Below are 23,064 nucleotides of genomic sequence, written 5' to 3' on the forward strand. Positions count from 1 at the left end.
CTTTCTCCAACTTTCGGACGATACTACTCGGCGGGAGCCGCCCCCGCAGGTTGCATGCGCTGCGACAGCACCCGCGTTACCCCGTCCCCGCGCATGGTCACGCCGTAGAGCACGTTGGCTACGTCCATCGTCGGTTTCTGGTGGGTGATCACAATGAGCTGGGAGTCCTGCCGCAGCTCCTCCAGCAGGGCGATGAGACGCCGAAGGTTGACGTCGTCAAGCGCTGCCTCCACCTCGTCCAGCACGTAGAACGGGCTGGGGCGCGCGCGGAAGATGGCCACCAAGAAAGCCAGCGCAGTGAGGGACTTCTCGCCGCCGGAAAGCAAGGACAGACGCTTGACTCGCTTGCCCGGCGGGCGCGCCTCGATCTCGATGCCGGTAGCGAGCATGTCGTCCGGCTCGGTGAGCAACAGGCGGGCCTCGCCGCCCGGGAACAGTGTCTGAAACACGCGGGGGAACTCGGCCTCAACGTCCGCCCAGGCGTCGGTGAACAGCTGCAGGATCTGCGCGTCCACATCCTCGATCACGCCGGTGAGGTCCTTGCGCGCCTGGATAACGTCATCGAGCTGGGTGCTGAGGAAGGTGTAGCGCTCCTCCAGCGCCTTGAACTCCTCCAGCGCCAATGGGTTGACCTTGCCCAGTGCTCGGAGATCCTTCTCGGCTTGCTTCAGGCGGGCCTGTTCCGCTTCGCGGTCGAAGTCCTCGCCGGGGGTGTACCCGGCAAGCAGGTCGGACACGGCGATGCCGAGGGAGGAGGTGATGTTTGCCTCCGCCTCGTCGATACGCACCTGCGCCTGCGAGCGCGCGATGTCTGACTGGTGGGCGCTGTCGGTGAGCCTGGCGAGCTGCTGACGCGTGGCGTTGACCTGTTGGCGGGCCTGCTGCACCTTGCTCTGAAGACTGTTTACCTGAGCGTTCAGGTCGTCGCGCTGCGCGGTCGCACGGGCGAGCGCGTCGTCGATGCGGGCGGCCAGGTCGCGCGCATGCTTCTCGACGGCGCGAGCTAGCTCACCTTCCGCCCTACGCCGCGCCACCGCCGCCTCGTGCCGGGCCTTCGCCAGCCGCTCCTGCTCAGCCTGCCTGCGCAGCGCGTCGCCTTTGCCGGCCTCTGCCTCGGCGCGCTGCTGTGCAGTGCGCGAGGCAAGCGTGGCCTCCATCTCCAACGACTTGGCGTGGTTGAGCGCGCTTCGGGCCTGGTCGCGCTGCTCGGTGGAGGGCTCTTCCGGCGAGGCCGCCACGTCAGTGTCCACGCGGGTGAGGCGGTCGCGCGTCTCCTCCAGCTCGGCACGGCGCTGAGCCAGGCGCGCGTCCGCCTCCGTCGCGCGGGCGGCCGCACGCTCGTGCTCGGTCGTGTTCGCCTCAGCCTGCTTGACCAGGCGGGTGCGGTCGCGCCGCCAAGACTCGACCTCAGTGTCGTGCTCGCGTAGCGCAGCCTTGGCGGACGCGGCGCTCACCCGGGCCTCGTCCGCTGCCACGGTCGCGCCTTCGAGCGTGCCGGCGAGCTCGTCGAGCAGCTGCTGTGCTTCGGCGAGTTCGGCTTTCGCCACCTCGATGCGGGCGGAAACCTCCACAGTGGAGGTCTGCCCCGTGCCGGCGGCGACCCAGCCCTCGCCCACCAACACGCCGTTTTTCGTCACGGCACGCAGTCGCGGGTCTTGCTCAACCGCCGCGCGGGCCGCTGCAAGATCGTTGGCCAGCACCACGTCCGCGAGCAGGCGCGTCACCGGGCCCACCACCTCAGCGTCCAGGCTGACGTGGTCCAGCAGCCAGTCCACCTCTCCGTCGGTGTCCAAGCGCCAGGACGAACCGCCCTGCGTGTCCACCACCACGGTGCGCGCGGCTGCCTCCAGCGCACCCACCGCGTCCTCGGACACTTCTCCGGCGAGCGCCTCCGCGTGCTCCCCGAGCGCGGCCGCGAGCGCGCGGTCCAGCCCGGACTCCACGGTGACTAAGCCCGCTAGCGCTGTAAACCCTGTGAGCACGTCCACCGCCGACCGCTTCGGAGCCTGCTCCGCGAGCGTGTCGATACGCGACTGCAGCGTCGCCACTGCGCGCTCGTGCTCGCGCTGCTGTGCGCGCAGCTGGTCTAGACGCTTATCCGCGGCATCCGATTCGGTGTGGGCGCGGGCGAACGCGTCGTCGAGAGGCGCACGCTCCGCCTCAAAGCCCGCAATGCGCTCCTCCACTTCCGCGACCTCCGCGTCGGCTTGACGGGCCCGTTGCTTCGTTTCTGCCAGCGTTTCCTCGAAACGGCGGACCTCCTCCTCGGCCGCCTGTACCGCCGCCGCCTGGGATTCCTCCTGCGCGATCAGGCGCACCACACCCTCACGGCGGTCCGCGATTGCGCGCACCTGGGCCATGTGCTCGCGCTCGGCGGCGTCGAAGGCCTCCTGGCGCTCGGCCACCTCCTCACGGATGGTTTCCAGCTGCTCGGCAGCTTCCTCGGCCGCGTCGAGGGCTTCGGCGTAGCGCTCGTCCGCAAGCTGCGCCCTCGCCTCGAGCTCTTCGGGGTCCTGGCCGGAATACGGCGCGACCGCGTTGGAGCTGCGGGCGCGCTCGGACGCGATGCGCTGCGTGGCGCTCACGCGTTCCGCGAGTGTGGAAAGCGCGAACCAGAGCTCCTGCGCCTGCTGCGCCTGCGGCTGCAGCTCCTGCTGGCGGGCCTCGACGCTTTCCTGTTCTTCTACTGCCGTCTCTAGTGTGGCCGTGACGGTTTCCACCTGCTCCGCCAGCATCTCGGCCGCGCGCTCCGCATCGGCGTATTTGGCGCGCAGGTGCACCACCTGGTCGCCGGCGAGCTTCAGTTTGGCGTCGCGAAGCTCCGCCTGCACCGCGGCGCCCCGCTTCGCGGCCTCGGCCTGGCGCGCCAGCGGTTTGAGCTGTTTGCCCAGCTCCTCGGTGAGGTCCGTGAGGCGGTCCAGGTTCGCCTGCATGCCGGTGAGCTTGCGCTGTGCCTTCTCCTTGCGGCGGCGGTGCTTGAGCACACCGGCAGCTTCTTCGATAAACGCGCGGCGCTCCTCGGGGCGCGAATCCAGGATCTCCGAGAGCTTGCCCTGGCCGACGATGATGTGCATCTCTCGGCCAATACCGGAGTCGCTCAACAACTCCTGGATATCCATCAGGCGCGCCTTCGAGCCGTTGATCTCGTACTCGCTCGCGCCATCGCGGAACATGCGACGGGTGATGGCCACATCTGTGTAGTCGATGGGCAGGCGCTTGTCCGTGTTGTCGAAGGTCAGCGTAACTTCCGCGCGCCCGAGCGGCTTACGCCCGCCGGCGCCCGCGAAAATGACGTCCTCCATCTTTCCGCCGCGCAGGTTTTTCGCACCCTGCTCCCCCATCACCCACGCGAGCGCGTCCACAACGTTGGACTTCCCCGAGCCGTTCGGCCCCACCACGGCACAGATGCCGGGCTCGAACTTCATCGTGGTCGCCGACGCGAAGGACTTGAATCCCTTGAGCGTCAGCGATTTCAGGTGCATTTTGTGGATGTTACCGCGCGTTTGCTAGCGCGCCTGCATGACCACGATAAAGCCCCACCCGCGGCCGTCGACGTAGCCGTGCGCCGCACCAATACCCACCGCACGCGCGTTGGAGCGCATGTTTTCCTTGTGCCCCGGCGAGGTGCGCCACTGCTCAAACGCCGCCTCCGGGCTATGCGAGCTGAACGCGATGTTCTCGTACAGGTTCGCTCCCGAGTGCCGGAAGCTGTGTGTGCGGCTGAGCTCTTCCGCCCACGCCTGCGCCTGCGCGTCTAATTGGCCGCTTCGCAACCACGGCAGGCGGCCGTTCTGGATGCGATAGAAGCTGATGTTGCGGTAGGTTTTCGCGCGCGACGCTTCTGCCACGTCCCACGGCAGTCCGGGATCGTACTGGCGGGTGGGCAGGCTGCTCATGGACGCGAAACTTGAAGATAAGTCCTGCGCCTGCGCAGGTGCCGGGACCGCTGCGAAAGCGGCCACTGCTACAGCGGTTGCCGCGATTGGCTTTATCATCGCTCCTCAAACCCTTCCGCGCCTTTCGGCTCTGAGAACTGTGCTTGCACGTGCTCGACGTTACCGGGCCGACCCGCGGTAGTGGGCTGTTCTTCGAGGAGCTTTTTCAGCTTTGCGACGTCACCTTCGGCCCCCTCCGCAACCACCTCAACGCGACCGTCGCTGAGGTTCTTGGCGTAGCCGGTAAGCCCCAGCTCGAGGGCGCGGGAGCGGGTCCACCACCGAAAGCCAACGCCTTGAACGTGGCCGCGGACGTGAGCTGTCATGCGTGTGTTTGTCATGCCGCCCAAGGGTAGCGCCGATTAGCCCGCACTACTGTCCTGGCCGATCTCAATGCGGTCCTCCGAACTGCGGCGGGTGACCGGGTCGGAGCCGTCCCAGTACTCCACGTTCTTGATCTCCGGGAGCATGTCCCGGTTGAACACCGGATCGACCCCTTGACGGCGCTGCTCGTTGAAGTTCTTCAGCAGCTTCAGCGCCACGCCGCCGAGCGGGATGATCGCGACGATGTTGAAGATGGCCAGCAAGCCAGCCATCGTGTCGCCGAGCGCCCACACAAGCGGGACCGACCCGAACGCGCCGAAGATGACGAAGCCGATGACGATGAAGCGGAACACGTTCAGCGCCGTCTTGGACTCGGTGAGGTATTCCAGGTTCGTCTGCGCGAGGTAGTAGTTGCCGATCACGGACGAAAACGCCAGGAAGAACAGGATAAATGTGATGGCATGAGCGCTCCAGTCGCCGAGAGAATCTGCCAGCGCAGATTGGGTGAGCGACACACCTTGGACGTCGCCTAGGCCGTAGGACACGGCCGGGCCGAGCAGCACGATGAACGCGGTGATGGTGCACACCAGCAGGGTGTCGAAGTAGACGCCGAGCGTCTGCACCAAGCCCTGCTTCACCGGGTGGGACACCGTCGCGGAGGCGGCGGCGTTCGGCGCGGAGCCCATGCCGGCCTCGTTGGAGAACAAACCGCGGCGCATGCCCTGGGTGAAGGCGAGCCACACTCCAGCGCCGGCAACTTCTTTCAGCCCCAAGGCGTGGCCGACAATCAGCTCGAACATGCCGGGGATCTCGCGCCAGTTCACTACCAGAACCACGACGCCCATAATGATGTAGATGCCAGCCATGAACGGCACGATGACCTGTGTCCAGGAAGCGATGCGGGTCACGCCGCCGAAGATGACCAGTGCGGTGAGGGTCGCCAGCACACCCGCGACGATCGCCTTCACAACAACAGAGTCGTTCCCCACGGATGTCTCAATGGCCGCGGTGATGGAGTTGGTTTGGATGGCGTTGTACACGAAGCCATAGGTCAGCGCTAGGAAGGCGGAAAACAGCACGGCGAGGGGCTTCCACCCCAGCCCGCGAGTCATGTAGTACGCGGGCCCGCCGTGGTAATTGCCGTCAGCGTCCTTGGTCTTCCACAGCTGTGCCAGGGTGGACTCCACGAACGCGGTCGCACCGCCGAGAAGTGCGAGCAGCCACATCCAGAACACTGCACCGGGCCCGCCAATGGAGATCGCTAGCGCCACGCCGGCGATGTTTCCGGTACCGACGCGCGAGGCGGCTGAGATCGTGAACGCCTTGAACGCTGAAACGCCGCCATACTCCTCGTCGAGGTCTCGGCCCTCGCGGTCCTTGCCCTTCGGCGTCTCGGCTACCGCCTTGAGCATCTCCGGGATCAGGCGGATTTGAACGAACAATGTGCGGAAGCCGAAGTACACGCCTGCGGCGATAAGGAACCAAGGCACGAGGTTCCAGATCACGCCGTTCAGGGAGTCCTCGACGAAAGAAGTGGCTTCATCCATGGCGGGCAGTGTATCGCCGGGTTGTCGGGATCACACAACGGGCGCACTTTGAGCTACCCCTCCACAGGTTGCGTGCGCACCTCACCGGGCTTGATGGTGCCGTGGGTGCCGAACTCGCGCTGCCAGTACAACAGCGGGCAGTTGGAATTCACCTCCGCCGCCTCCACGTCCACGAGCACGAGAAAGTGGTCGCCCGCGGCGATGATTCGCGAGACGGTGCCCGCGACCCAGGTGTGGTCCCCTGCCAGCTGCGGCGCGCCGTCCTTCATCAACCATTCCACGCCCGCAAATCGGTCCACAGATTTGTCGGCGAAGCGCCGCGCGAGCACGTCCTGCTCCGTGGATAGCACGTTGATGCCTATCGACGAACCTTCGGCCAGCAACGCCAGCAACGACGACTTCCCGTCGAGGGACACCAACACCATCGGGGGGTTCAGCGACAGGGACATAAACGCGCTGACGGTGGTGCCATGCGGCTCGGACTCGGAGCCGGTGGTCACAATCGCCACCGCCGCAGCCAGCTGGCTCATGGCGTCTTTAAATGCTGACAGATCAACCATGTCGATCAACCGTACTCGAGCCCTACAGCACCTGGCAGGTGGGACAGAAGTAGCTAGAGCGCCCACCCACCACCACCCGTTTAATTGGGCTGCCGCATCGGGCGCAGGGCTTGCCGGCCTGTCCGTAGGCATTGAGCGAGCGCGAGAAGTATCCGGAGGCGCCGTTGACGTTCACGTACAACGCGTCGAAGCTCGTACCGCCCTGCTCCAGCGAGCGGGCCATCACCTCGCGCGAGGCGTCGAGGACGGCTTCAGCGTCGCGCTGCCGCATCGTCTTCGCACTGCGCCAGGGTTTGAGGCGCGCCGCCCACATCGCTTCGTCGGCGTAGATGGAGCCGATGCCGCTGACCACTTCCTGGTTGAGCAGCACACTTTTCAACGGCGACCTGCGCCGACGCATCGCACGCGCCGTTTCGCGCACGTCAAAGTCGGACTCGAACGGGTCCGGGGCGATGTGCATGGCGGGTTGCGGAACGCCGTCGATGAGCTGCGTGTACTGCCAGAACCCGAAGGTGCGCTGGTCCACGAAATCCAGCTCCACGTCCCCCATATCTGCGCGGATGCGCAGGTGCGGCGACGTCACCTCCCCATGCTCAGCCACGAGCATTTGCCCGCTCATGCGGAGGTGGATCAGTAGCGCATTGCCGTCGCTGAGCGTGAACCACATGTATTTGCCTCGGCGGCCCGTGCCGGTAACCGTCAGCCCCGGCAAAGTCGCTTCCAGATCCACAGTGTTGCCGCGGGCGGCGCGGGGATGCAAGACCGCGACAGCGCCGAAAGTGCGGCCGACAACGTGGGTGTCCAGTCCGCGGCGCACCACCTCAACCTCGGGCAGCTCAGGCATTGCCGCGTACGGCCTCCGCAGCGTGGTCGCGCAGGTAGAGCACCGCCTGGTGCGCCGCCTCCTGCTCAGCCAGCTTTTTATTTGGGCCGATGCCCGTGCCGCGGGAGACCCCAGCCACCAGGGCCTGTGCGGTAAACGTCTGGTTGTGCTCGGGCCCTTCCGCCTCGGAGACATACTCGGCCACCGGCAGTTTGAGCTCCGCTAGCCGCACCTGCAGGTCAGTTTTCCAGTCGTGGTGCTTCTTGCTCACGGTAGCGGTGCGCAGCTTTTCGTCGAAAAGCTTGAGAATCACGTCCCGGGCAGTTTCGAACCCATGCTGCAGGTAGATCGCGCCGAGGAGGGCCTCGGTTGTGTCCGCGAGGATGGACTCTTTATCCCGGCCACCAGTGAGCTCTTCTCCCTTGCCGATGAGCACGTGTCTGCCCAAGTCGATCTCTCGGGCGATATCCGCCAGACCGTAACGCGAGACGATGCTGGCGCGCATCGGTGAAAGGTCCGATTCTGGCCTGGATGGGTAGAGCTCAAACAGCTTGGTCGCCACAGAGAGACCGAGCACCGCGTCACCAACGAACTCCAGCCGCTCGTTGTTGGGAAGGTGGCCGTGCTCGTTGGCAAATGACCGGTGGGTCAGCGCGAGTTTCAGGCCGTCGCGTTCAATGTCGACCCCGAGGCGCCCAAGCAGCGGCGCGTGGTCGACCGCGCTAAACGTCTGCTCCCACAGCTCCTCCGCGTTGACTTTGTTCTTGCGGGAGCGGCTCACAGGAACTTCTCCAGGCCGGCCCAGCGGGGGTCAACCAGGTTGTTCTCCTCGCCTTCGACTGCGTCCGGCGCCGGAACATCGGTATCACCCTCGCACTCTGGCTGGCACGTGGGATTGAAAGGCCAATTCAGCCCCGCCTCGTCCACGAACGCCTGCTCCAAGTCGACGGCGTTGTCCACCACTCGACGAATCTCGTCGCCGGAACCCCGGTCATCTTCAGTTTCCTCATCACCGGTGACGAAATCGTCCGCTGCGGCAAACACCTCTGAAATGCGCACAGACTCAGTCGGGGTGAGCTCCTTGAGGCAGCGGACGCACTGGCCTTCCAGCGTGGCGGTCGCCGTAGCGTCCACCATCACGCCGGAGCCGAGGGGGATTAACGTAGCCTCGACCGTCACCTCCCGGCCTTCAGGGATGGCGATCATCTCGGGGCCAATGCGTGACGGGGAGGGACCCGTCTGTGTCACGGTCTCGGCAGTGCCGTCCCCGCCCAGCACATCGGTGACATCAAATACGAAAGGATTGGTAGCCATAGCGCCCACAGACTACCCCGTTTAATACTCCTCGCCGTAGCCGCCGGAACGCTCCGAGTACCCGGCCCGCTCACCACGGTCCGCGTGGACAGGACGCTCGGTGCGGCGGACCCGCGAGTTTGCGCCAGCGCCCGATGCCCCAGCGCCGCGACGAAGCGCACTGCGGTCCGAAGACACGGTCTGCAACACAGAACGCAGGCCGTCTTCAAACTCCGCGAGCTTCGAATCGACGTAATCGTCGCACTCTGCACGCAGGCGGTTCGATTCCGCGGTCGCCTCATCGACCAGACGGTGCGCCTCCTCATCCGCGCGACGGATGACCTCGGACTCCGAAATCAATCGCTCCTGCTCCGCCAAACCCTTGTCCACGGAGCGCTGGTACTCCTGGTTACCGGATTCCACGATGTTGTCCGCCTCACGCTGGGCGTTGTTTACGGTCATCTCAGCCACGTTCTGCGCCTGAGTGACCATCATGTTGGACTCTTCCTCCGCGTCGGTGACCATCGCGGTGGCGCGAGCCTGCGCGTCCGAAAGCATGGACTCGGATTCGGAGTGCGCGTCGCTGACAATGCGGCGCGCATCCTCCTCCGCGTCGCCGACCAGCATGTCGGCGCGGTCCTGCGCCCCGCGCAAGATCTCGTCCTGCTTGTCCAGCACGTCCTGCGCGTCGTCCAGGTCGACGGGCAGGGCGTTCCGGAGGTCGTCGAGAAGCCCGAGCATCTCGTTGCGGGGAACCATGCAATTGGAGGTCATGGGCACGCCGTAGGCCTGCTCCATCGTCTGAACTAACTCATCCAGGGCTTCGAAAACGCGGTACATGGTGCCCCAGCGTACCCGCTACGCAGTTAGATCACGCCCTGCGCGAGCATCGCGTCGGCCACCTTTTTAAAGCCGGCGATGTTCGCGCCGATGACGTAGTCACCCGCCCGGTCGTACTCCTCGGCGGTGTTCTTGGTCACCGTGAAGATGTTGGACATGATCTTGTGCAGCCGGTCGTCCGTGTAGTCGAAGGACCACGAGTCGCGCGATGCGTTCTGCTGCATTTCCAGCGCCGAGGTTGCCACGCCGCCGGCGTTTGCGGCCTTGCCCGGGCCGAAGCCGATGTTGCGCTCCCGGAAAACCTCGATCGCCTCCGCCGTAGACGGCATGTTCGCACCTTCGGCAACGTAGCGCACGCCATTGTCCACGAGTGCGCGGGCGTGGTCGCCGTTTAGCTCGTTCTGGGTTGCGCAAGGCAGCGCAACGTCCGCCTTGAGGTCCCAGATGGAGCCGTCGGAGTGGAACGTTGCCCCAGAGGCCTCCTCCGCATACTCCGAGACGCGACCACGGCGCTGCTCCTTCACCTCGCGCAGCAGCTCCACATCCACCCCGTGAGGTGTTTCTACCCAACCGGAGGAATCGGAGAAGCCCACCACGGTCGCGCCGAGCTCCTGAGCCTTCTTGATGGCGTAGATGGCCACGTTGCCGGAGCCGGAGACGATCACCTGCGCGCCGTCGAGGGAATCGCCGTTGGCCTTCATCATCTCGTCGGTGAAGTACACCGTGCCGAAGCCGGTGGCCTCCGTGCGCACCAAGGAACCGCCCCAGGTGAGCCCTTTGCCGGTGAGTACGCCGGATTCATGCTGGTTAACCAGGCGGCGGTACTGGCCGAACAGGTAGCCGATCTCGCGGCCGCCCACACCGATATCGCCTGCCGGCACGTCGCGGTACTCGCCGATATGACGCCACAGCTCCGTCATGAACGACTGGCAGAAGCGCATGATTTCGCCCTCAGACTTGCCCTTGGGATCGAAATCGGAGCCGCCCTTACCGCCGCCGATGGGCAGGCCGGTCAGCGAGTTTTTGAAAATCTGCTCGAAGCCGAGGAACTTAATGATGCCGAGGTTCACACTCGGGTGGAAGCGAAGCCCGCCCTTGTAGGGGCCCAGCGCGGAGTTGAACTGCACGCGGAAACCACGGTTGACGCGGATGTTGTTGTCATCGTCCATCCACGGCACGCGGAAGATGATTTGGCGCTCCGGCTCGCAGAGGCGCTCGATCAGCCCGTAGTCGGCGTAGTGGGGGTCTTTGCCCAGCACGATCTTGAGTGATTCGAGCACTTCGGCGACTGCCTGGTGGAACTCCGGCTCACCCGCGTTGCGCTCTAACAGCTTCTGGTAGTAGCCGGCAACTTCCTGGTCAACAGTGCTCATGGGCGAAAACCTCCGATACCTATAAGGGTGCAGAATTACGTACCGGGGGAACTTTACAGCACCTTCAGCCGTAAGATAAGACCCCGCTAAACTCTCCCCCATGGCTCATCCCCTCGACCCAGTCCCGTCGCCCAAAATCGTCGTCGCCCCCGATTCATTCAAGTCCACCGCGAGCGCCGCGGATGCTGCGGAGTGGCTCGCTGAGGGCGTTCGCTCAGTCATCCGCGACGCCCACATCGTGCTCACCCCGATGGCGGACGGCGGCGAGGGCACCTCTTCCCTGTTCGAGGGCGAGCGCATTTGCTTGCCGACGACTACCGCAGCCGGCCGACTGACCGAGGCGGAGTACACATTCCACGCCACCAGCAAGACCGCCTACATCGACGTTGCCGCAGCCTCTGGCCTACCGGCCGTGGAAGCGGACCCGGTGCCGTTGACCGGCGACACCTACGGCACCGGCGTGCTCATTGCGGACGCGCAGACCCGCGGCGCCGAGCGCGTCGTGCTGGGGCTTGGCGGTACAGCAACTATCGACGGCGGTACCGGCATCCTCGTCGCCCTCGGCGTCAACCCACTTGATCAGGCCGGCTACCAGCTTCCCCCCGGCGGCGGCGCGCTCGAGCATTTGGCCGGCTTCGACACCGCCAAGGTCAACGTTCCGGCCGGCGCGATGGAATGGGTACTGCTGACGGACACGACAGCTCCCGCCACAGGCCCGGAGGGCGCAGCGCACGTCTTCGGGCCGCAGAAGGGCGCCACGGAGGCGGACATTGAGGTCCTCGACCGGGGCCTGGCTCGCCTGTGCGAGGTCACAGAGGTGGACCCGTCCACACCGGGTCTGGGCGCGGCTGGCGGCGCGGGCATCGGCTTGACCTGGCTGTCCAGCATGCTCCACGGCGATTCGTCCCACGTGCACATCCTGCCCGGCGCGCGAGTGGTCGCGGACTCAAACGGCTTGGCGGAACAGGTCGACGGCGCAGCGCTCGTGATCACCGGCGAGGGCCGCTATGACGGCCAAACCGGCACCGGAAAGGTCGCATCCGTGGTGGGCGAGCTCGCCCGCGAAGCAGGCGCGGCCTTCGCGGTCGCTGCAGGGCGCTTCGATGAGCAACCCGCGGACGGCACCATCGCCGTCACACTGCCCGAACGTGCGGACGTGCGCGAGCAGCTTCTCCAGGCCGGCGCGGAGATCGCGGTGGCCTACCTGAACACCTCCACGGTCCAGGGGTAGATCGAGGGCGCTTCGAAGCGGTCCTGGTCTTCCAGCATCACCGGGTCGCGCGGCAGGTCCGCCTTCGGGGTGAGGATGCGCGACAGGCCCATGGCCAGGCCGTTGAGGCTGTCAGCGCCGTCCACCTCAATGCGGTAGCGGTGCACCTCGGCATCGTCGGGGGATTCGCCGCGGTCCCGCTCGTAGGTTTCTGCCAGTTGGGCGCGCACGGAGTCGTCGATAAGCACCCGCTGCATCCCCACCGTGCCGGAGGAGAGCATCTCGCGGCGCACCAGGATGTCAAGCGCGCGCTGAAACGCGTCGTTGACCTCGCCGGCTGCGGCAGGCGGGACAAGGACATCGAATTGGATCACAGACATGCGCACAAGGCTAACCGGTATGGTTGCGGGCATGTCCAACCCTTCCGTAAACCCCGCGCACTCGTACCACGTTGCGCTTCGGACCATGGCGGACGGGACGCTCAAGCAGGTCAACCCGTTCTCCGGGACGGAGGTGTGGACGGTACCCGGCCGCGGCAACCGTCCGTTGCGCGCAGCTGGCGCCCCTCCGGTGCCACTGTTGCCTGGCGCGTCCGCAGATACCTGTAATTTCTGCGAGGCCCGCAAGCTTCGCACACCCCCGGAGAAGTCGCGCCTGGTGGCCACCGGCGAGGGGTACGAGATCCTGCGCGACGCCATGCCCGAGGAGTTGGACACCACGGTCGCGGAATTTCGGCGGGTGCCTAACCTGTTCGAGATCGTCTCCTACGACTACTGGCAGAAGAACTACGGCTACGAGATGCCGGACACGCGGCGTGAGCACATGGAGCGCTACCTGGCGGATCCGGCGGGGCGCGAGCATGTGCTTGCGACGGTGCGCACGCGCCTTACGGCCGCTGGGCTGGAAGCGGACCTGCCGGAGCCGGAGCTGCTGCAGTACGCGCCGGCGTATTTCGGCGGCGGGCACGACGTGATCATCGCCCGGCGCCACTTCGTCGAGGGCGCGCAACGTTCGGACCAGATCGCTGGCTCAGGCTCGCTCACACCCGAGGAGCACTTCCGCTTTATTGCGTTCACCGTCGATTCGCTGCGCGACCTGGTGGAGCAGCACACCTACGCGCGCTACGTGGTGGTGTTCCAAAACTGGCTCTCCCCCGCCGGCGCCTCGTTCGAGCACCTGCACAAGCAGCTCGTGGCTATCGACGAGCGCGGGGTCAACGCAGAAACCGAAACTGCGAAGCTGCGCCAGAATGTGAACTTGTACAACGACTGGGGTGTCAACCACGCCTTTTACCAAAACCTGGTCATCGCTGAGAACGAGCACGCGATCCTCACCGCAGGTGTGGGCCACCGCTACCCCACCATGACCGTGTACTCGAAGTCGCGCGCTAGCGAGCCGTGGCTGCACACGGCCGAGGAAGTCCGCGGCGTGTCTGATCTGTTGCACGCCGCGCACGCCGCCACTGGTGCCGAGGTAGCCACCAACGAGGAGTGGCACTACCGCCCCGTGGACTTAGACGTGCCCATGCCGTGGCGCATCAACCTCAAGTGGCGCATCTCCACCCTCGCCGGCTTCGAGGGCGGCACGCAGATCTACGTGAATACGCTGTCGCCGTTTGACGTGCGCGACCGCGTCACCGCCTCGCTTCGCACACTGCGTAGCGGCGGCACCGTCTCTGCCTCCCTGCGCATCGCAGAAGAATGCACCCCGGCGCCGAACCTGCTGCTCTACAACCCGAACCTGGAAAGGTGATCTGTGAGTCCTGTGAGTCCTGTGAGTACTGTCTCTGACATTTTGCGCTCCTATCGCGTCGACGAGGTGTGGCAGCGTCGCCTCTACGAGCTGCTGCACGCCAACCCGGAGCTGTCCATGCAGGAGGAGGAGACGTACAGCCGCCTGATGATGGAGCTGTCCCGCTTCGATTGCGAAGTGGTCGCCCCCATTGGCAAGTTCGGCATCTGCGCCGTATTCCGCAATGGCGATGGACCAACCGTGCTGCACCGCGCGGACTTCGACGGCCTGCCGGTGGCAGAGCAGACAGGCGCGCCGTACGCGTCCCACAAAGTGGTGAAAACCACCGACGGCCAAACCGTTGGCACCATGCACGCCTGCGGGCACGATATCCACACCACCGCGCTGCTGAGCATGTGCGACTTCCTTGACAACACGCGCCAGCACTGGTCGGGTACGTTCATTGCACTGTTCCAGCCAGGCGAGGAAATCGGTGCCGGCGCGCAAGACATGGCCGACAACGGCCTGACGGACAAGGTGCCCACCCCCGACGTGGTCTTCGGGCAGCATGTCATGCCCGGCCGCGCCGGGGAGGTCATGTCGAAGCCCGGCCCGCAGTTCGCGGCGTGCGATTCCATCCGCATCCGTATCCCCGGCCGCGCCGCCCACGGCTCCATGCCGCACAACGCCATCGATCCGACCTACACCGCCGCAATGATCATGACGCGGCTGCAAGCCATCGTGGGCCGGGAGGTGGATCCGGCAGACTTTGCCGTGGTCACCGTGGCTAGCATGCACGCCGGCACCACGAACAACATCATCCCGGGTGAGGCGGAACTTGTGCTGAACTGCCGCTTCTACTCCGATAAGGTCAAGGCGAAGGTGTACTCCGCCATCAAGCGCGTGGTCCACGCCGAAGTTTTGGCGTCAGGCTCGCTGGACCAGGCCATGCTCAGCTTCTTCGCCCACGGCGAGCTGCTGGACAACGACGAAACCGTGTTCGCCCGGGTGCGCGAGCAGTTCGACCAGGTTTTCGGTGCTGAGTCTGTCACCGCCGACCCGAAAACCGTCTCGGAGGACTTCCCCGTCATCGGCCAGGCCTTCGGCGCGCCGTACTTTTTCTGGCTCATCGGCTGCACCCCGCACGAAGTGTGGGACAAGGCGGTGGCTGAAGATCGCGTGGGCGAGGACGTGCCGGTCAATCACATGTCCACTTTCCTGCCCGAATACGAGCCGACGATCTCTACTGCGACCCGTGCCGGCCTGACGGCGGTTTTGAGCTATCTGGGCAAGTAACGCGACCGCACGCCAGCACGAGCCCCCGCCTGCACACACCCCAACGCACCGGTACGCTCGGGGCACATGACTGCCACCACACCAGCATTCGAGCAGACCGTCGCAGGACACGTCCGTGCATTCTCCGGCCGCGCGCCGAAAGACTCCACGGTGAAGAAGTTCTGGACGGGCTTGTCCGCCGCCACCGTCGAGCAGTTTGCAGACAACTGGGCGAACACCCGCAACACCTACAAGAAGTCCCGGCGCGCCGCGTACTTCTCGGCGGAGTTCCTGGAGGGTAGGGCGCTGCTGAATAACCTGACCAACCTTGGGCTCGTCGATAAGGCGGAGGCTATTGCGAAAGACAACGGCTTCGAGCTTTCGGACGTGCTGGAGGCCGAGCACGACGCCGCGCTGGGCAACGGCGGCCTGGGCCGCCTCGCCGCCTGTTTCCTGGATTCCGCCGCCACGCAGGACTACCCGCTGACCGGCTACGGCCTGCTGTACCGTTACGGCTTGTTCCGCCAGGAGTTCGAAGACGGCTTCCAGCGCGAGCACCCGGACGCCTGGAAGGAGTCGTTCTACCCCTTCATCATCCGCCGTGGCTCCGAGCAGCGCATCGTGCGCTTCGACGACATGCACGTGCGCGCCATCCCCTACGACATGCCGATTACCGGCTACGGCACGGACAACGCGGGCACGCTGCGCCTGTGGGACGCCTCCCCGATTGCGGAGTTCGACTACGACGCGTTCAACTCCCAGCGCTTCGCCGACGCGATTTTGGAGCGCGAGTCCGTCCACGACATCACGCGCGTGCTCTACCCCAACGACTCCACCTACGCCGGCAAGCTGTTGCGCGTGCGCCAGCAGTACTTCTTCTGCTCCGCCTCGCTGCAGGAGCTGATCAGCGACTACGTCGACACCCACGGCGACGACCTGCGCGAGTTCCACAAGTACAACTCCATCCAGCTCAACGACACCCACCCGGTGCTAGGCATCCCGGAGCTCATGCGCCTGCTCATGGACGAGCACGGCCTGGGCTGGGACGAAGCGTGGGAGGTGACCACCCACACGTTCGCCTACACCAACCACACGGTGCTGCAAGAGGCGCTGGAAACGTGGGAGGAATCCATCTTCAAGCAGCTGTTCTGGCGCATCTGGGAGATCGTCGAAGAGATCGACCGCCGCTACCGCCTGGACATGGAGTCCCGCGGCATCGATGCCGAGACCGCCCACCACTACTCCCCCGTCCACGACGGGCGTGTGCACATGGCGTGGATCGCCTGCTACGCCTCCTACTCCGTCAACGGTGTGGCGGCGCTGCACACCGACATCATCAAACGCGACACCCTCGGTTTCTGGCACGGCCTCTACCCGGAGCGCTTCAACAACAAGACCAACGGCGTGACCCCGCGCCGCTGGCTGCGCATGTGCAACCCGCGTTTAAGCGAGCTTCTGGACCGCCTCGCGGGCTCCGACGAGTGGGTCACCGACCTGTCCAAGCTGCAGGAGCTGCGCCCGCTTATCGACGACCCGGAGGTCCTCCACGACCTGCGCGAGATCAAAGCCGCCAACAAACGCGACTTCGCCGAGTGGATCGCGGAGCGCCAGGGCGTGGAGATCGACCCGGACTCGATCTTCGACACCCAGATTAAGCGCCTCCACGAGTACAAACGCCAGCTGATGAACGCGCTGTACATCCTGGATCTGTACTTCCGCATCACCGTCGACGGCGAGCAGGACGTGCCGAAGCGCACCTTCATTTTCGGCGCGAAGGCCGCGCCGGGCTACGTCACCGCCAAGGGCATTATCAAGCTCATCAACACCATCGCGGAGCTGGTGAACAACGATCCGGTGGCGTCCAAGTACATCCACGTGGTGTTCGTGGAGAACTACAACGTCTCCCCTGCCGAGCAGATCATCCCCGCCACGGACGTCTCCGAGCAGATCTCCACAGCCGGCAAGGAGGCCTCGGGCACCTCCAACATGAAGTTCATGATGAACGGCGCGCTGACGCTGGGCACCATGGACGGCGCGAACGTGGAGATCGTCGACGCCGTGGGCGAAGACAACGCCTACATCTTCGGCGCGCGCGAAGAAGAGCTGCCGGAGCTGAAGGCGCACTACAACCCGCGCCAGGTTGCGGAGCAAACGCCGGGGCTGATGCGCGCGCTCGACGCGCTTGTGGACGGCACCTTGGACGACCGCGGCACTGGCGCCTTCCACGACATCCGCGCCTCGCTTCTGGACGACAACGGCTACGGCGAGCAGGATGTCTACTACGTGCTCGGCGACTTCGCCGCCTACCGCGAGGCCCGCGACCGGATGGCGAACGACTACTACGCCGACCCGGACGAGTGGGCCCGCAAGTGCTGGAACAACATCTGCGAATCCGGCCGCTTCTCCTCCGACCGCACCATCCGCGACTACGCCGAGGATGTGTGGAAGATCGAGCCCACCCCGATCAATTAACTAGTCGCGCACCATGCGCTTCAAAGTGATGCCGTCACCCGCGTGGTGCGTTTCCTCGCCGTCGAAGCGGTAGCCGTGTTTGCGGTAAAACGCCTGGGCGCGCTCGTTGAACTCGGCCACCCACAAAAACGCGGGTTCGCCGGGGTGCACGACTGCGTCCATGAGACGCGGGGCGATACCTGATCCGGCCGCCTCCGCTAGCAGGTAGAGGTTGCGCAGCTCGGTTCGCTCGCCGTGCTCGCCCCCTGGGATGCCGTACGCCATCCCAACCGGGCGGCCATCCACCTCCGCGAGGTAAACCCGGCCGTCCGGCCGCTGGAAGTATTTGGCCCACTCTCGTTCGAGCGGCTCGTGGTTGTTCAAGACCGCATCAGGGATGTGTCCGCGGAAGGTCTCGGCGCGTGAACGGTTGTGCACGTCGGCAACTGCTGCTGCGTCTTTCGCGCCGGCTGGCCGGATTGTGGCGTTCATGCGCGTTAACGCTATACGATTCCACGGCGATGATCCTGCTCATTGACAATTACGATTCGTACACGTTCAACCTCGCCCACCTCATCGCGGAGGCAGCCGGGCGCGAACCGCTCGTCGTCCCCGCGGGCGAAGCTGCGGACCTACCGGAGCGTGTGCGCGCCGGCGAGTTCAGCCACGTGGTCATCTCCCCCGGCCCCGGCACCCCGGAGCGCGAGGAGGACTTCGGCGCGTCGCGCCGCGTGATCCAGGCCGCCGCTGACGCGGACATCCCGCTGCTCGGCGTCTGCCTCGGCCACCAAGGGCTGGGCCTGCTCGCCGGCGGGCGCGTTGACCGCGCCCCGGAGCCGCGCCACGGGTTCGTCTCCACCGTCACCCATTCCGGAGAAGGCATCTTTGCCGGCATTCCGCAGGACTTCGAGGTGGTGCGCTACCACTCGCTGCACGTGGAGGAGCACCCCGGCATCACCGTCCACGCCCGCAGCGAAGACGGGGTGATCCAGGCGCTCAAAGTCGACGGCCTGAATCACTGGGGCGTGCAGTTCCACCCCGAATCCGTGCTCACCCAACACGGGGCGGCGATCCTGCGCAACTTCCTGGGCGGCTGGCATCTCCTCCACCGCGAGGTGCCCGGCGCGCTCGACTGCCAGCGCGTGTTTCACGCCATCCGCGAAGACGGCAACGACGCGTTCTTTCTCGACTCCGCCGATTCTCGCGGGCGCTTTTCCATCCTCGGCGACACCGCAGGGCCGCTTTCGCGCTCCATGAGCTATTCGCTTGACGACGGCGACATTCTGGACACCCTCGAGCAGGAGCTATCCACGCCGCTCTATGGCGCACCGGACCTGCCGTTTAGCGGCGGGTGGATCGGCTACCTGGGCTACGAGTGCGCGCAGCTAACTTTGCCGATCACGCTGCGCCACCGTTCGCCGTACCCGGACGCCTACTTTGTCCGGCCGCAGTCGTTTATCGTCTACGACCATGCTGCCGAGGTGGCTCACCTGTGCGTGCTGGCAGGCGAGGGTTCCGCAGAGCTCCTCGCACGGCTGGGCGACAAGCTGAGCGGGGCCGAGGAAGCGGAAGGGGCGCGGATAGGCAACGGCTCCTGGAGCAACCCCGACTACCTGGGCAGCATCGAGCGGGCTCAGGAGCTGCTGCGCGCGGGTGAGAGCTACGAGGTGTGCCTGACCGACACCTACACCGCCGCCGCCACAGGCGATCTCTACCCCGCACTGCGCGAACACAATCCCGCCCCCTACGCCGCACACCTGGTTTTCAACGGCGTGGAGGTCGCCAGCGCCTCGCCCGAGCGCTTCCTCACCGTGCGCGGGCGCGAAGTTGAAGCGAAGCCGATCAAAGGCACTGTCGCCGCCGATCAGGACCCGGCGCTGCTAGCGGATGAAAAGACGCGTGCGGAGAACCTGATGATCGTGGACCTGCTACGCAACGACCTTTCCCGCGTCTGCGACCCAGGCACCGTCCGAGTACCGGCCCTCATGCAGGTGGAAAGCTACGCGACGGTGCACCAGTTGGTCTCCACCATCACCGGCCGCCTGCGCGAGGGGTGCACCGCCATCGACGCTGTGCGCGCGACCTTCCCGCCCGGCTCCATGACCGGCGCGCCGAAGCTTCGCACGTGCGAGATCATCGACAGGCTCGAGACCTCCCCGCGCGGCGTGTACTCCGGCGCGTTGGGGTATTTCGGTTTCGACGGCCAGGCGGACCTGTCGGTGGTCATCCGGACCGCGGTGCGCGCCGGCGACACAATGACTGTGGGTGCCGGGGGCGCGATCGTGCTGGCCTCCGACCCAACGGCCGAACTCGCCGAGCGCAACCTCAAGGCACAGTCGGTACTGGGAGCCTTCGATGCGTAGGTACGTCTGGCGCGGCGACTTCGTCCCGCGCGATCTCTCCGACGGGCCCCTCGATGTCGCCGACTCCTGGCGCCACTCGTCCGGGCGCACCAACGGTCTGGGGCTGCACCTCGCGCGTTTTACTCGCTCGGCTGGGCCGCTGCCCGAAGGCTTCGTCGATAAGCTCATGCCGCTTTTGCAGGAGGGCGAGTTATTTCCCCGCATCGCGCTGTCGCAAGGACAATTGCTTCTCGACGTCCGCCCCGCCCCTTCTCCTCGCCCCACCACTGCCCTGACCTATGCGCCTGCCCCCGACCCGCGAACCCAGCCCGAGGTCAAAGGCCCCGACTTCGCCGCGTTTTCCGCATACCGTTCGCGGTACCAGGCCGACGGCACGGACGACACGGTGATCGTCGGTAGGCACGGCGCCATGCTGGAGACCACCACCGGCGCGCTCGCGATGTGGGATGGTGACACCCTCTGCGTTCCCGACGGCGTGTGGCTGCCGAGCGTGACATTGCACCAGGTTTTTGCGCGGGCTCAGCGGCTAGGCATCCGCGTGGAGCGGCGTCGGCTCAAACCCGAACCCGCCACCGAGCACCCGCTGTGGTTCCTCAACTCCCTGCACGGCATCAGCCCGGTGCGCGAGCTGCACGTCGGCGACACCGTGGTCGCGCCCCCGGCACACCCTTGTTTCGACGAGTGGCGCGATTGGTGGTGGGGCGGCTTCGCGGTCGAATTACCGGGCTCTGGCTTGAGCTGTACCGCTGCTACCACCTCGGTCTGGACATCCCGACAGAGTTAAGCCCACCAGACGAGGACATCGACCACGACGCCGAAGAATCGGAAACGCCAACCGCCGGGCTCAAAAACTATGCAGCCGCATAGTGGAATCGGCCCGGGAGACTATGCAGCTGCATAGTCCCCGCTTACAGCAACCTACGCTGATCGCTCCGCCAGCACCTTTCCGGTGGCGGTGTCGCGCTCGGCCAGCTCGGCTGGGGAGCCGGTAGCGACGATCTGCCCGCCGTCGGCGCCGGCGCCCGGGCCCATCTCAATCACGCGGTCAGCTTGCGCGATCACGGAGAGGTCGTGCTCGACCACGATCACGGTCTGCCCCGCGTCGACAAGGCTGTTAAGTTCCTTGGTCAGCAGCGCGACATCGGCCGGGTGCAGCCCGGTGGTCGGCTCGTCCAGCAGGTACACGGTGTGGCCCCGGCGCGAGTTGCGGGAGCGCTGCAGCTCGGTGGCCAGCTTGATGCGCTGCGCCTCACCGCCGGAAAGCTCCGGCGCGCCTTGCCCGAGCCGCAGGTAGCCCAGCCCCACCGCTTGCAGGGTTTCCACAGCACGCAGAATCTTCGGCTCGTCGGTGAACACGTCCGCGGCCTCGTCGACGGTGAGGTCGAGCACCTGCGCGATATTGAATCCCTCCCAGGTCACCTCCAACGTCTCGTCGTTGTAGCGCGCACCGCCGCAGTCCGGGCAGGTGGTGTAGGAGCCGGGCAGGAACACCAGCTCAACCTCGATCTTGCCGGCGCCGCCGCAGGTTGGGCACTGGCCTTGCTTCACGTTGTAGGAAAAGCGCGACACGGTCCACTTGCGGCGCTTTGCCTCGTCGGTGCTGGCGAACAGCTTGCGCACGCCGTCAAAGAGCCCGGTGTACGTCGCCAGCGTTGAGCGCGGCGTGCGCCCGATGGGTTTCTGGGTGATCTGTACCACGCGGCTGACAGCATCGAAGCCTTCTTGCTTATCGACGTTCCATCCGGCCTCCCCCGCCCCAGCGCCGTCCGCCGCGTCATCGTCCTCCTCGACAACGGTGGACGCCGCCTCCCGCAGCACACTGGCGAGCACGGTGCTCACCAGCGTGGACTTACCGGAGCCGGACACGCCCGCCACAGCGGTGAACTGACCCATTCCAAACGACACGTCGAGGCCCTCGATGGAGCGGGCGTGCACGCCGGACAGGGTCAGTTCGCCGGTGGCGGACCGGGGGGCGTCGTTCAACGACAGAGTCCGGTTGGCAAGGGCGCGCGCGGTAGGCGCATCACCGGTGTACTCGCTGGTGGGACCCGCGTACACCACTTCGCCGCCGCGCTCGCCTGCGAGCGGGCCCACGTCAACCAGGTAATCAGTCTGGGCCACCAGCTCCATGTCGTGCTCGACCAGGAGTACGGAGTTACCGGCGTCGATGAACCGGCGGCAGATTTCCAGTACCGCGCCGCGCTCGGAGGGGTGTAGGCCCGCGGACGGCTCGTCAAGCACGTACGCCACGCCAAACAAACCGGAACGCAGCTGGGCGGACAGGCGGATTCGCTGCAGCTCACCGGCGGACAGAGTCGGCGCGGGACGATCCAGACTCAGGTGCGCCAGGCCCAGGTCAAGCGCGGACTGCAGCGCGGGCAGGATCTGCTTGAGCAGCAGATCCTCTGCGGTACCGTCCGCTGGTTCCTGCGCGGCGAGCACGGAGTGCACCTGGTCGAGGGGTAAAGCGCCCAGCTCGTCGATAGGCATGCCTGCGTAGGTCACCTTGAGGGCCTCCGGGTTGAGGCGGCGGCCGTGGCAGGTCTCGCAGACGCGCGACTCCATGTAGGACAGCACGCGCTTGCGCAGCGTATCGGACTGGGTTTCGGCGAGCGTATTGGTCAAATACGACGCCACGGAACGCCACGTGCCTTTGTAATTGCGCTGGATCTGGTCCTCGCCGCGCAGGGGCTTGACGGTGACCACGGGGCGCTCCTCGGTGAACAGGATCCACTCACGGTCATCTTTTGGCAGGTCCTGCCAGGGCGAATCCAGGTCATAGCCGAGCGTTGCCAGGATGTCGTGGAAGTTTTTGCCCGCCCACGCGCCGGGCCAGGCCTGGATCGCGCCGTCCTCGATGGACAGCGTCGGGTCCGGCACCATGGACTCCTCGGTGGGTTCGTGCACCACACCGGTGCCCTGGCACGTCGGGCACATGCCCTCCGGCGTGTTCGGGGAAAATGAGTCGGAGTACAGCCCCTTCGGGTTGTCGCCTGCGCGCGAGTACAGCAGGCGGATGCTGTTGGACAGCGCGGAAACTGTGCCCACGGTCGAGCGCGCGCCGCCGCCGGAGGTGGACTGCTCCAGCGCCACCGTCGGCGGCAGGCCCTCCACGGAACCGACCTGCGGGTCCACCGCAGACCCGATAAGCCTGCGGGCAAACGGCGCGACCGACTCCAGGTAGCGCCGCTGGCCTTCGCCGTGGATAGTGCCGAACGCCAGAGAAGACTTACCGGAGCCGGACACCCCGGTCACCGCCACGAGCGTGCCGCGCGGGATGTCCACATCCACGTTGCGGAGGTTGTGCAGGTGGGCGTCTCGAACCTTGATACCAGTCAT

The 23,064-nt window shown here is 65.8% G+C and carries 19 protein-coding genes; 6 read left to right on the forward strand and 13 right to left on the reverse strand.

Translation table 11 applies throughout. The features are described 5' to 3' along the window. Positions 1–23 precede the first annotated feature (23 nt). The 10 genes from smc to gdhA are packed head-to-tail and all read right to left on the reverse strand — an operon-like array spanning position 24 to position 10,695. On the reverse strand, positions 24–3,482 hold the full coding sequence (gene smc / locus HMA55_RS04640; RefSeq protein WP_181191891.1) for a chromosome segregation protein SMC: 3,459 nt from the start codon (positions 3,480–3,482) through the stop codon (positions 24–26). Positions 3,483–3,506: 24 nt separating this feature from the next. Further along, the gene (locus HMA55_RS04645) at positions 3,507–3,995 is read right to left on the reverse strand and encodes a CAP domain-containing protein (protein ID WP_181191892.1); all 489 of its coding nucleotides are present in this window, start codon (positions 3,993–3,995) and stop codon (positions 3,507–3,509) included. Further along, positions 3,992–4,276, reverse strand: a complete 285-nt coding sequence (locus tag HMA55_RS04650; protein WP_181191893.1) for an acylphosphatase — start codon at positions 4,274–4,276, stop codon at positions 3,992–3,994. The genes HMA55_RS04645 and HMA55_RS04650 overlap by 4 nt, the downstream gene beginning before the upstream one ends. A gap of 21 nt (positions 4,277–4,297) precedes the next feature. Next, complete coding sequence (locus tag HMA55_RS04655; protein WP_181191894.1) at positions 4,298–5,806, reverse strand: alanine/glycine:cation symporter family protein; 1,509 nt, start codon at positions 5,804–5,806, stop codon at positions 4,298–4,300. Between the two features lie 53 nt (positions 5,807–5,859). Then, positions 5,860–6,366, reverse strand: a complete 507-nt coding sequence (locus HMA55_RS04660; protein WP_181191895.1) for a flavin reductase family protein — start codon at positions 6,364–6,366, stop codon at positions 5,860–5,862. A gap of 22 nt (positions 6,367–6,388) precedes the next feature. After that, positions 6,389–7,210 (reverse strand): bifunctional DNA-formamidopyrimidine glycosylase/DNA-(apurinic or apyrimidinic site) lyase, encoded by an 822-nt coding sequence (gene mutM, locus HMA55_RS04665; RefSeq protein ID WP_181191896.1) that lies wholly within the window; start codon positions 7,208–7,210, stop codon positions 6,389–6,391. Then, positions 7,203–7,970: a ribonuclease III gene (gene rnc / locus HMA55_RS04670; protein ID WP_181191897.1), complete on the reverse strand. Its 768-nt coding sequence runs from the start codon at positions 7,968–7,970 to the stop codon at positions 7,203–7,205. Before rnc ends, mutM begins: the two co-directional genes overlap by 8 nt. Further along, the gene (locus HMA55_RS04675; RefSeq protein WP_181191898.1) at positions 7,967–8,503 is read right to left on the reverse strand and encodes a YceD family protein; all 537 of its coding nucleotides are present in this window, start codon (positions 8,501–8,503) and stop codon (positions 7,967–7,969) included. Before HMA55_RS04675 ends, rnc begins: the two co-directional genes overlap by 4 nt. Before the next feature lie 21 nt (positions 8,504–8,524). Next, positions 8,525–9,322 (reverse strand): DivIVA domain-containing protein, encoded by a 798-nt coding sequence (locus HMA55_RS04680; protein ID WP_181191899.1) that lies wholly within the window; start codon positions 9,320–9,322, stop codon positions 8,525–8,527. 26 nt (positions 9,323–9,348) lie between these two features. Then, positions 9,349–10,695, reverse strand: coding sequence for an NADP-specific glutamate dehydrogenase (gene gdhA / locus HMA55_RS04685; protein ID WP_181191900.1), 1,347 nt, complete (start codon positions 10,693–10,695; stop codon positions 9,349–9,351). 100 nt (positions 10,696–10,795) lie between these two features. Between gdhA and HMA55_RS04690 the strand changes: the two genes are divergently transcribed. Further along, on the forward strand, positions 10,796–11,926 hold the full coding sequence (locus HMA55_RS04690) for a glycerate kinase family protein (RefSeq protein WP_181191901.1): 1,131 nt from the start codon (positions 10,796–10,798) through the stop codon (positions 11,924–11,926). Here HMA55_RS04690 and HMA55_RS04695 read toward each other — a convergent pair. Continuing rightward, on the reverse strand, positions 11,896–12,285 hold the full coding sequence (locus tag HMA55_RS04695) for a hypothetical protein (RefSeq protein ID WP_181191902.1): 390 nt from the start codon (positions 12,283–12,285) through the stop codon (positions 11,896–11,898). The genes HMA55_RS04690 and HMA55_RS04695 overlap by 31 nt on opposite strands. A gap of 31 nt (positions 12,286–12,316) precedes the next feature. On the opposite strand from HMA55_RS04695, the gene HMA55_RS04700 reads away from it, so the two are divergent. From HMA55_RS04700 to HMA55_RS04710, 3 genes are all read left to right on the forward strand, one after another. Continuing rightward, the gene (locus HMA55_RS04700; RefSeq protein ID WP_235961737.1) at positions 12,317–13,657 is read left to right on the forward strand and encodes a DUF4921 family protein; all 1,341 of its coding nucleotides are present in this window, start codon (positions 12,317–12,319) and stop codon (positions 13,655–13,657) included. A gap of 21 nt (positions 13,658–13,678) precedes the next feature. Next, positions 13,679–14,932 carry an amidohydrolase gene (locus HMA55_RS04705; RefSeq protein WP_181191903.1) on the forward strand — a complete coding sequence of 418 codons (1,254 nt, stop codon included), beginning with the start codon at positions 13,679–13,681 and terminating at the stop codon, positions 14,930–14,932. A gap of 66 nt (positions 14,933–14,998) precedes the next feature. Continuing rightward, positions 14,999–17,383 carry a glycogen/starch/alpha-glucan phosphorylase gene (locus HMA55_RS04710; RefSeq protein ID WP_181191904.1) on the forward strand — a complete coding sequence of 795 codons (2,385 nt, stop codon included), beginning with the start codon at positions 14,999–15,001 and terminating at the stop codon, positions 17,381–17,383. Here the strand turns inward: HMA55_RS04710 and HMA55_RS04715 are convergent, their stop codons facing one another. Next, positions 17,384–17,854 (reverse strand): GNAT family N-acetyltransferase, encoded by a 471-nt coding sequence (locus tag HMA55_RS04715; RefSeq protein ID WP_181191905.1) that lies wholly within the window; start codon positions 17,852–17,854, stop codon positions 17,384–17,386. A 29-nt stretch (positions 17,855–17,883) separates the two neighbouring features. On the opposite strand from HMA55_RS04715, the gene HMA55_RS04720 reads away from it, so the two are divergent. Both HMA55_RS04720 and HMA55_RS04725 read left to right on the forward strand, forming a co-directional pair. Next, positions 17,884–19,725 carry a chorismate-binding protein gene (locus HMA55_RS04720; RefSeq protein ID WP_181191906.1) on the forward strand — a complete coding sequence of 614 codons (1,842 nt, stop codon included), beginning with the start codon at positions 17,884–17,886 and terminating at the stop codon, positions 19,723–19,725. Continuing rightward, the gene (locus HMA55_RS04725) at positions 19,718–20,509 is read left to right on the forward strand and encodes an aminotransferase class IV (protein ID WP_181191907.1); all 792 of its coding nucleotides are present in this window, start codon (positions 19,718–19,720) and stop codon (positions 20,507–20,509) included. Before HMA55_RS04720 ends, HMA55_RS04725 begins: the two co-directional genes overlap by 8 nt. 134 nt (positions 20,510–20,643) lie before the next feature. Here the strand turns inward: HMA55_RS04725 and HMA55_RS04730 are convergent, their stop codons facing one another. Beyond that, the gene (locus tag HMA55_RS04730; protein ID WP_181191908.1) at positions 20,644–23,064 is read right to left on the reverse strand and encodes an excinuclease ABC subunit UvrA; all 2,421 of its coding nucleotides are present in this window, start codon (positions 23,062–23,064) and stop codon (positions 20,644–20,646) included.

Origin of the sequence: Corynebacterium wankanglinii, from assembly GCF_013601005.1 — a bacterium.
GTDB classification, from domain to species: Bacteria; Actinomycetota; Actinomycetes; order Mycobacteriales; family Mycobacteriaceae; genus Corynebacterium; species Corynebacterium wankanglinii.

Coding starts and splice junctions, on each gene's coding strand:
- HMA55_RS04730 (WP_181191908.1), bottom strand. CDS start 23,064: ATGACTGGTATCAAGGTTCGAGACGCCCACCTGCACAACCTCCGCAAC.
- HMA55_RS04720 (WP_181191906.1), top strand. CDS start 17,884: ATGATCCTGCTCATTGACAATTACGATTCGTACACGTTCAACCTCGCC.
- mutM (WP_181191896.1), bottom strand. CDS start 7,210: ATGCCTGAGCTGCCCGAGGTTGAGGTGGTGCGCCGCGGACTGGACACC.
- HMA55_RS04660 (WP_181191895.1), bottom strand. CDS start 6,366: ATGGTTGATCTGTCAGCATTTAAAGACGCCATGAGCCAGCTGGCTGCG.
- HMA55_RS04710 (WP_181191904.1), top strand. CDS start 14,999: ATGACTGCCACCACACCAGCATTCGAGCAGACCGTCGCAGGACACGTC.
- HMA55_RS04690 (WP_181191901.1), top strand. CDS start 10,796: ATGGCTCATCCCCTCGACCCAGTCCCGTCGCCCAAAATCGTCGTCGCC.
- HMA55_RS04715 (WP_181191905.1), bottom strand. CDS start 17,854: ATGAACGCCACAATCCGGCCAGCCGGCGCGAAAGACGCAGCAGCAGTT.
- HMA55_RS04725 (WP_181191907.1), top strand. CDS start 19,718: ATGCGTAGGTACGTCTGGCGCGGCGACTTCGTCCCGCGCGATCTCTCC.
- HMA55_RS04645 (WP_181191892.1), bottom strand. CDS start 3,995: ATGATAAAGCCAATCGCGGCAACCGCTGTAGCAGTGGCCGCTTTCGCA.
- HMA55_RS04695 (WP_181191902.1), bottom strand. CDS start 12,285: ATGTCTGTGATCCAATTCGATGTCCTTGTCCCGCCTGCCGCAGCCGGC.
- gdhA (WP_181191900.1), bottom strand. CDS start 10,695: ATGAGCACTGTTGACCAGGAAGTTGCCGGCTACTACCAGAAGCTGTTA.
- HMA55_RS04655 (WP_181191894.1), bottom strand. CDS start 5,806: ATGGATGAAGCCACTTCTTTCGTCGAGGACTCCCTGAACGGCGTGATC.
- HMA55_RS04650 (WP_181191893.1), bottom strand. CDS start 4,276: ATGACAAACACACGCATGACAGCTCACGTCCGCGGCCACGTTCAAGGC.
- smc (WP_181191891.1), bottom strand. CDS start 3,482: ATGCACCTGAAATCGCTGACGCTCAAGGGATTCAAGTCCTTCGCGTCG.
- HMA55_RS04700 (WP_235961737.1), top strand. CDS start 12,317: ATGTCCAACCCTTCCGTAAACCCCGCGCACTCGTACCACGTTGCGCTT.
- HMA55_RS04675 (WP_181191898.1), bottom strand. CDS start 8,503: ATGGCTACCAATCCTTTCGTATTTGATGTCACCGATGTGCTGGGCGGG.
- HMA55_RS04680 (WP_181191899.1), bottom strand. CDS start 9,322: ATGTACCGCGTTTTCGAAGCCCTGGATGAGTTAGTTCAGACGATGGAG.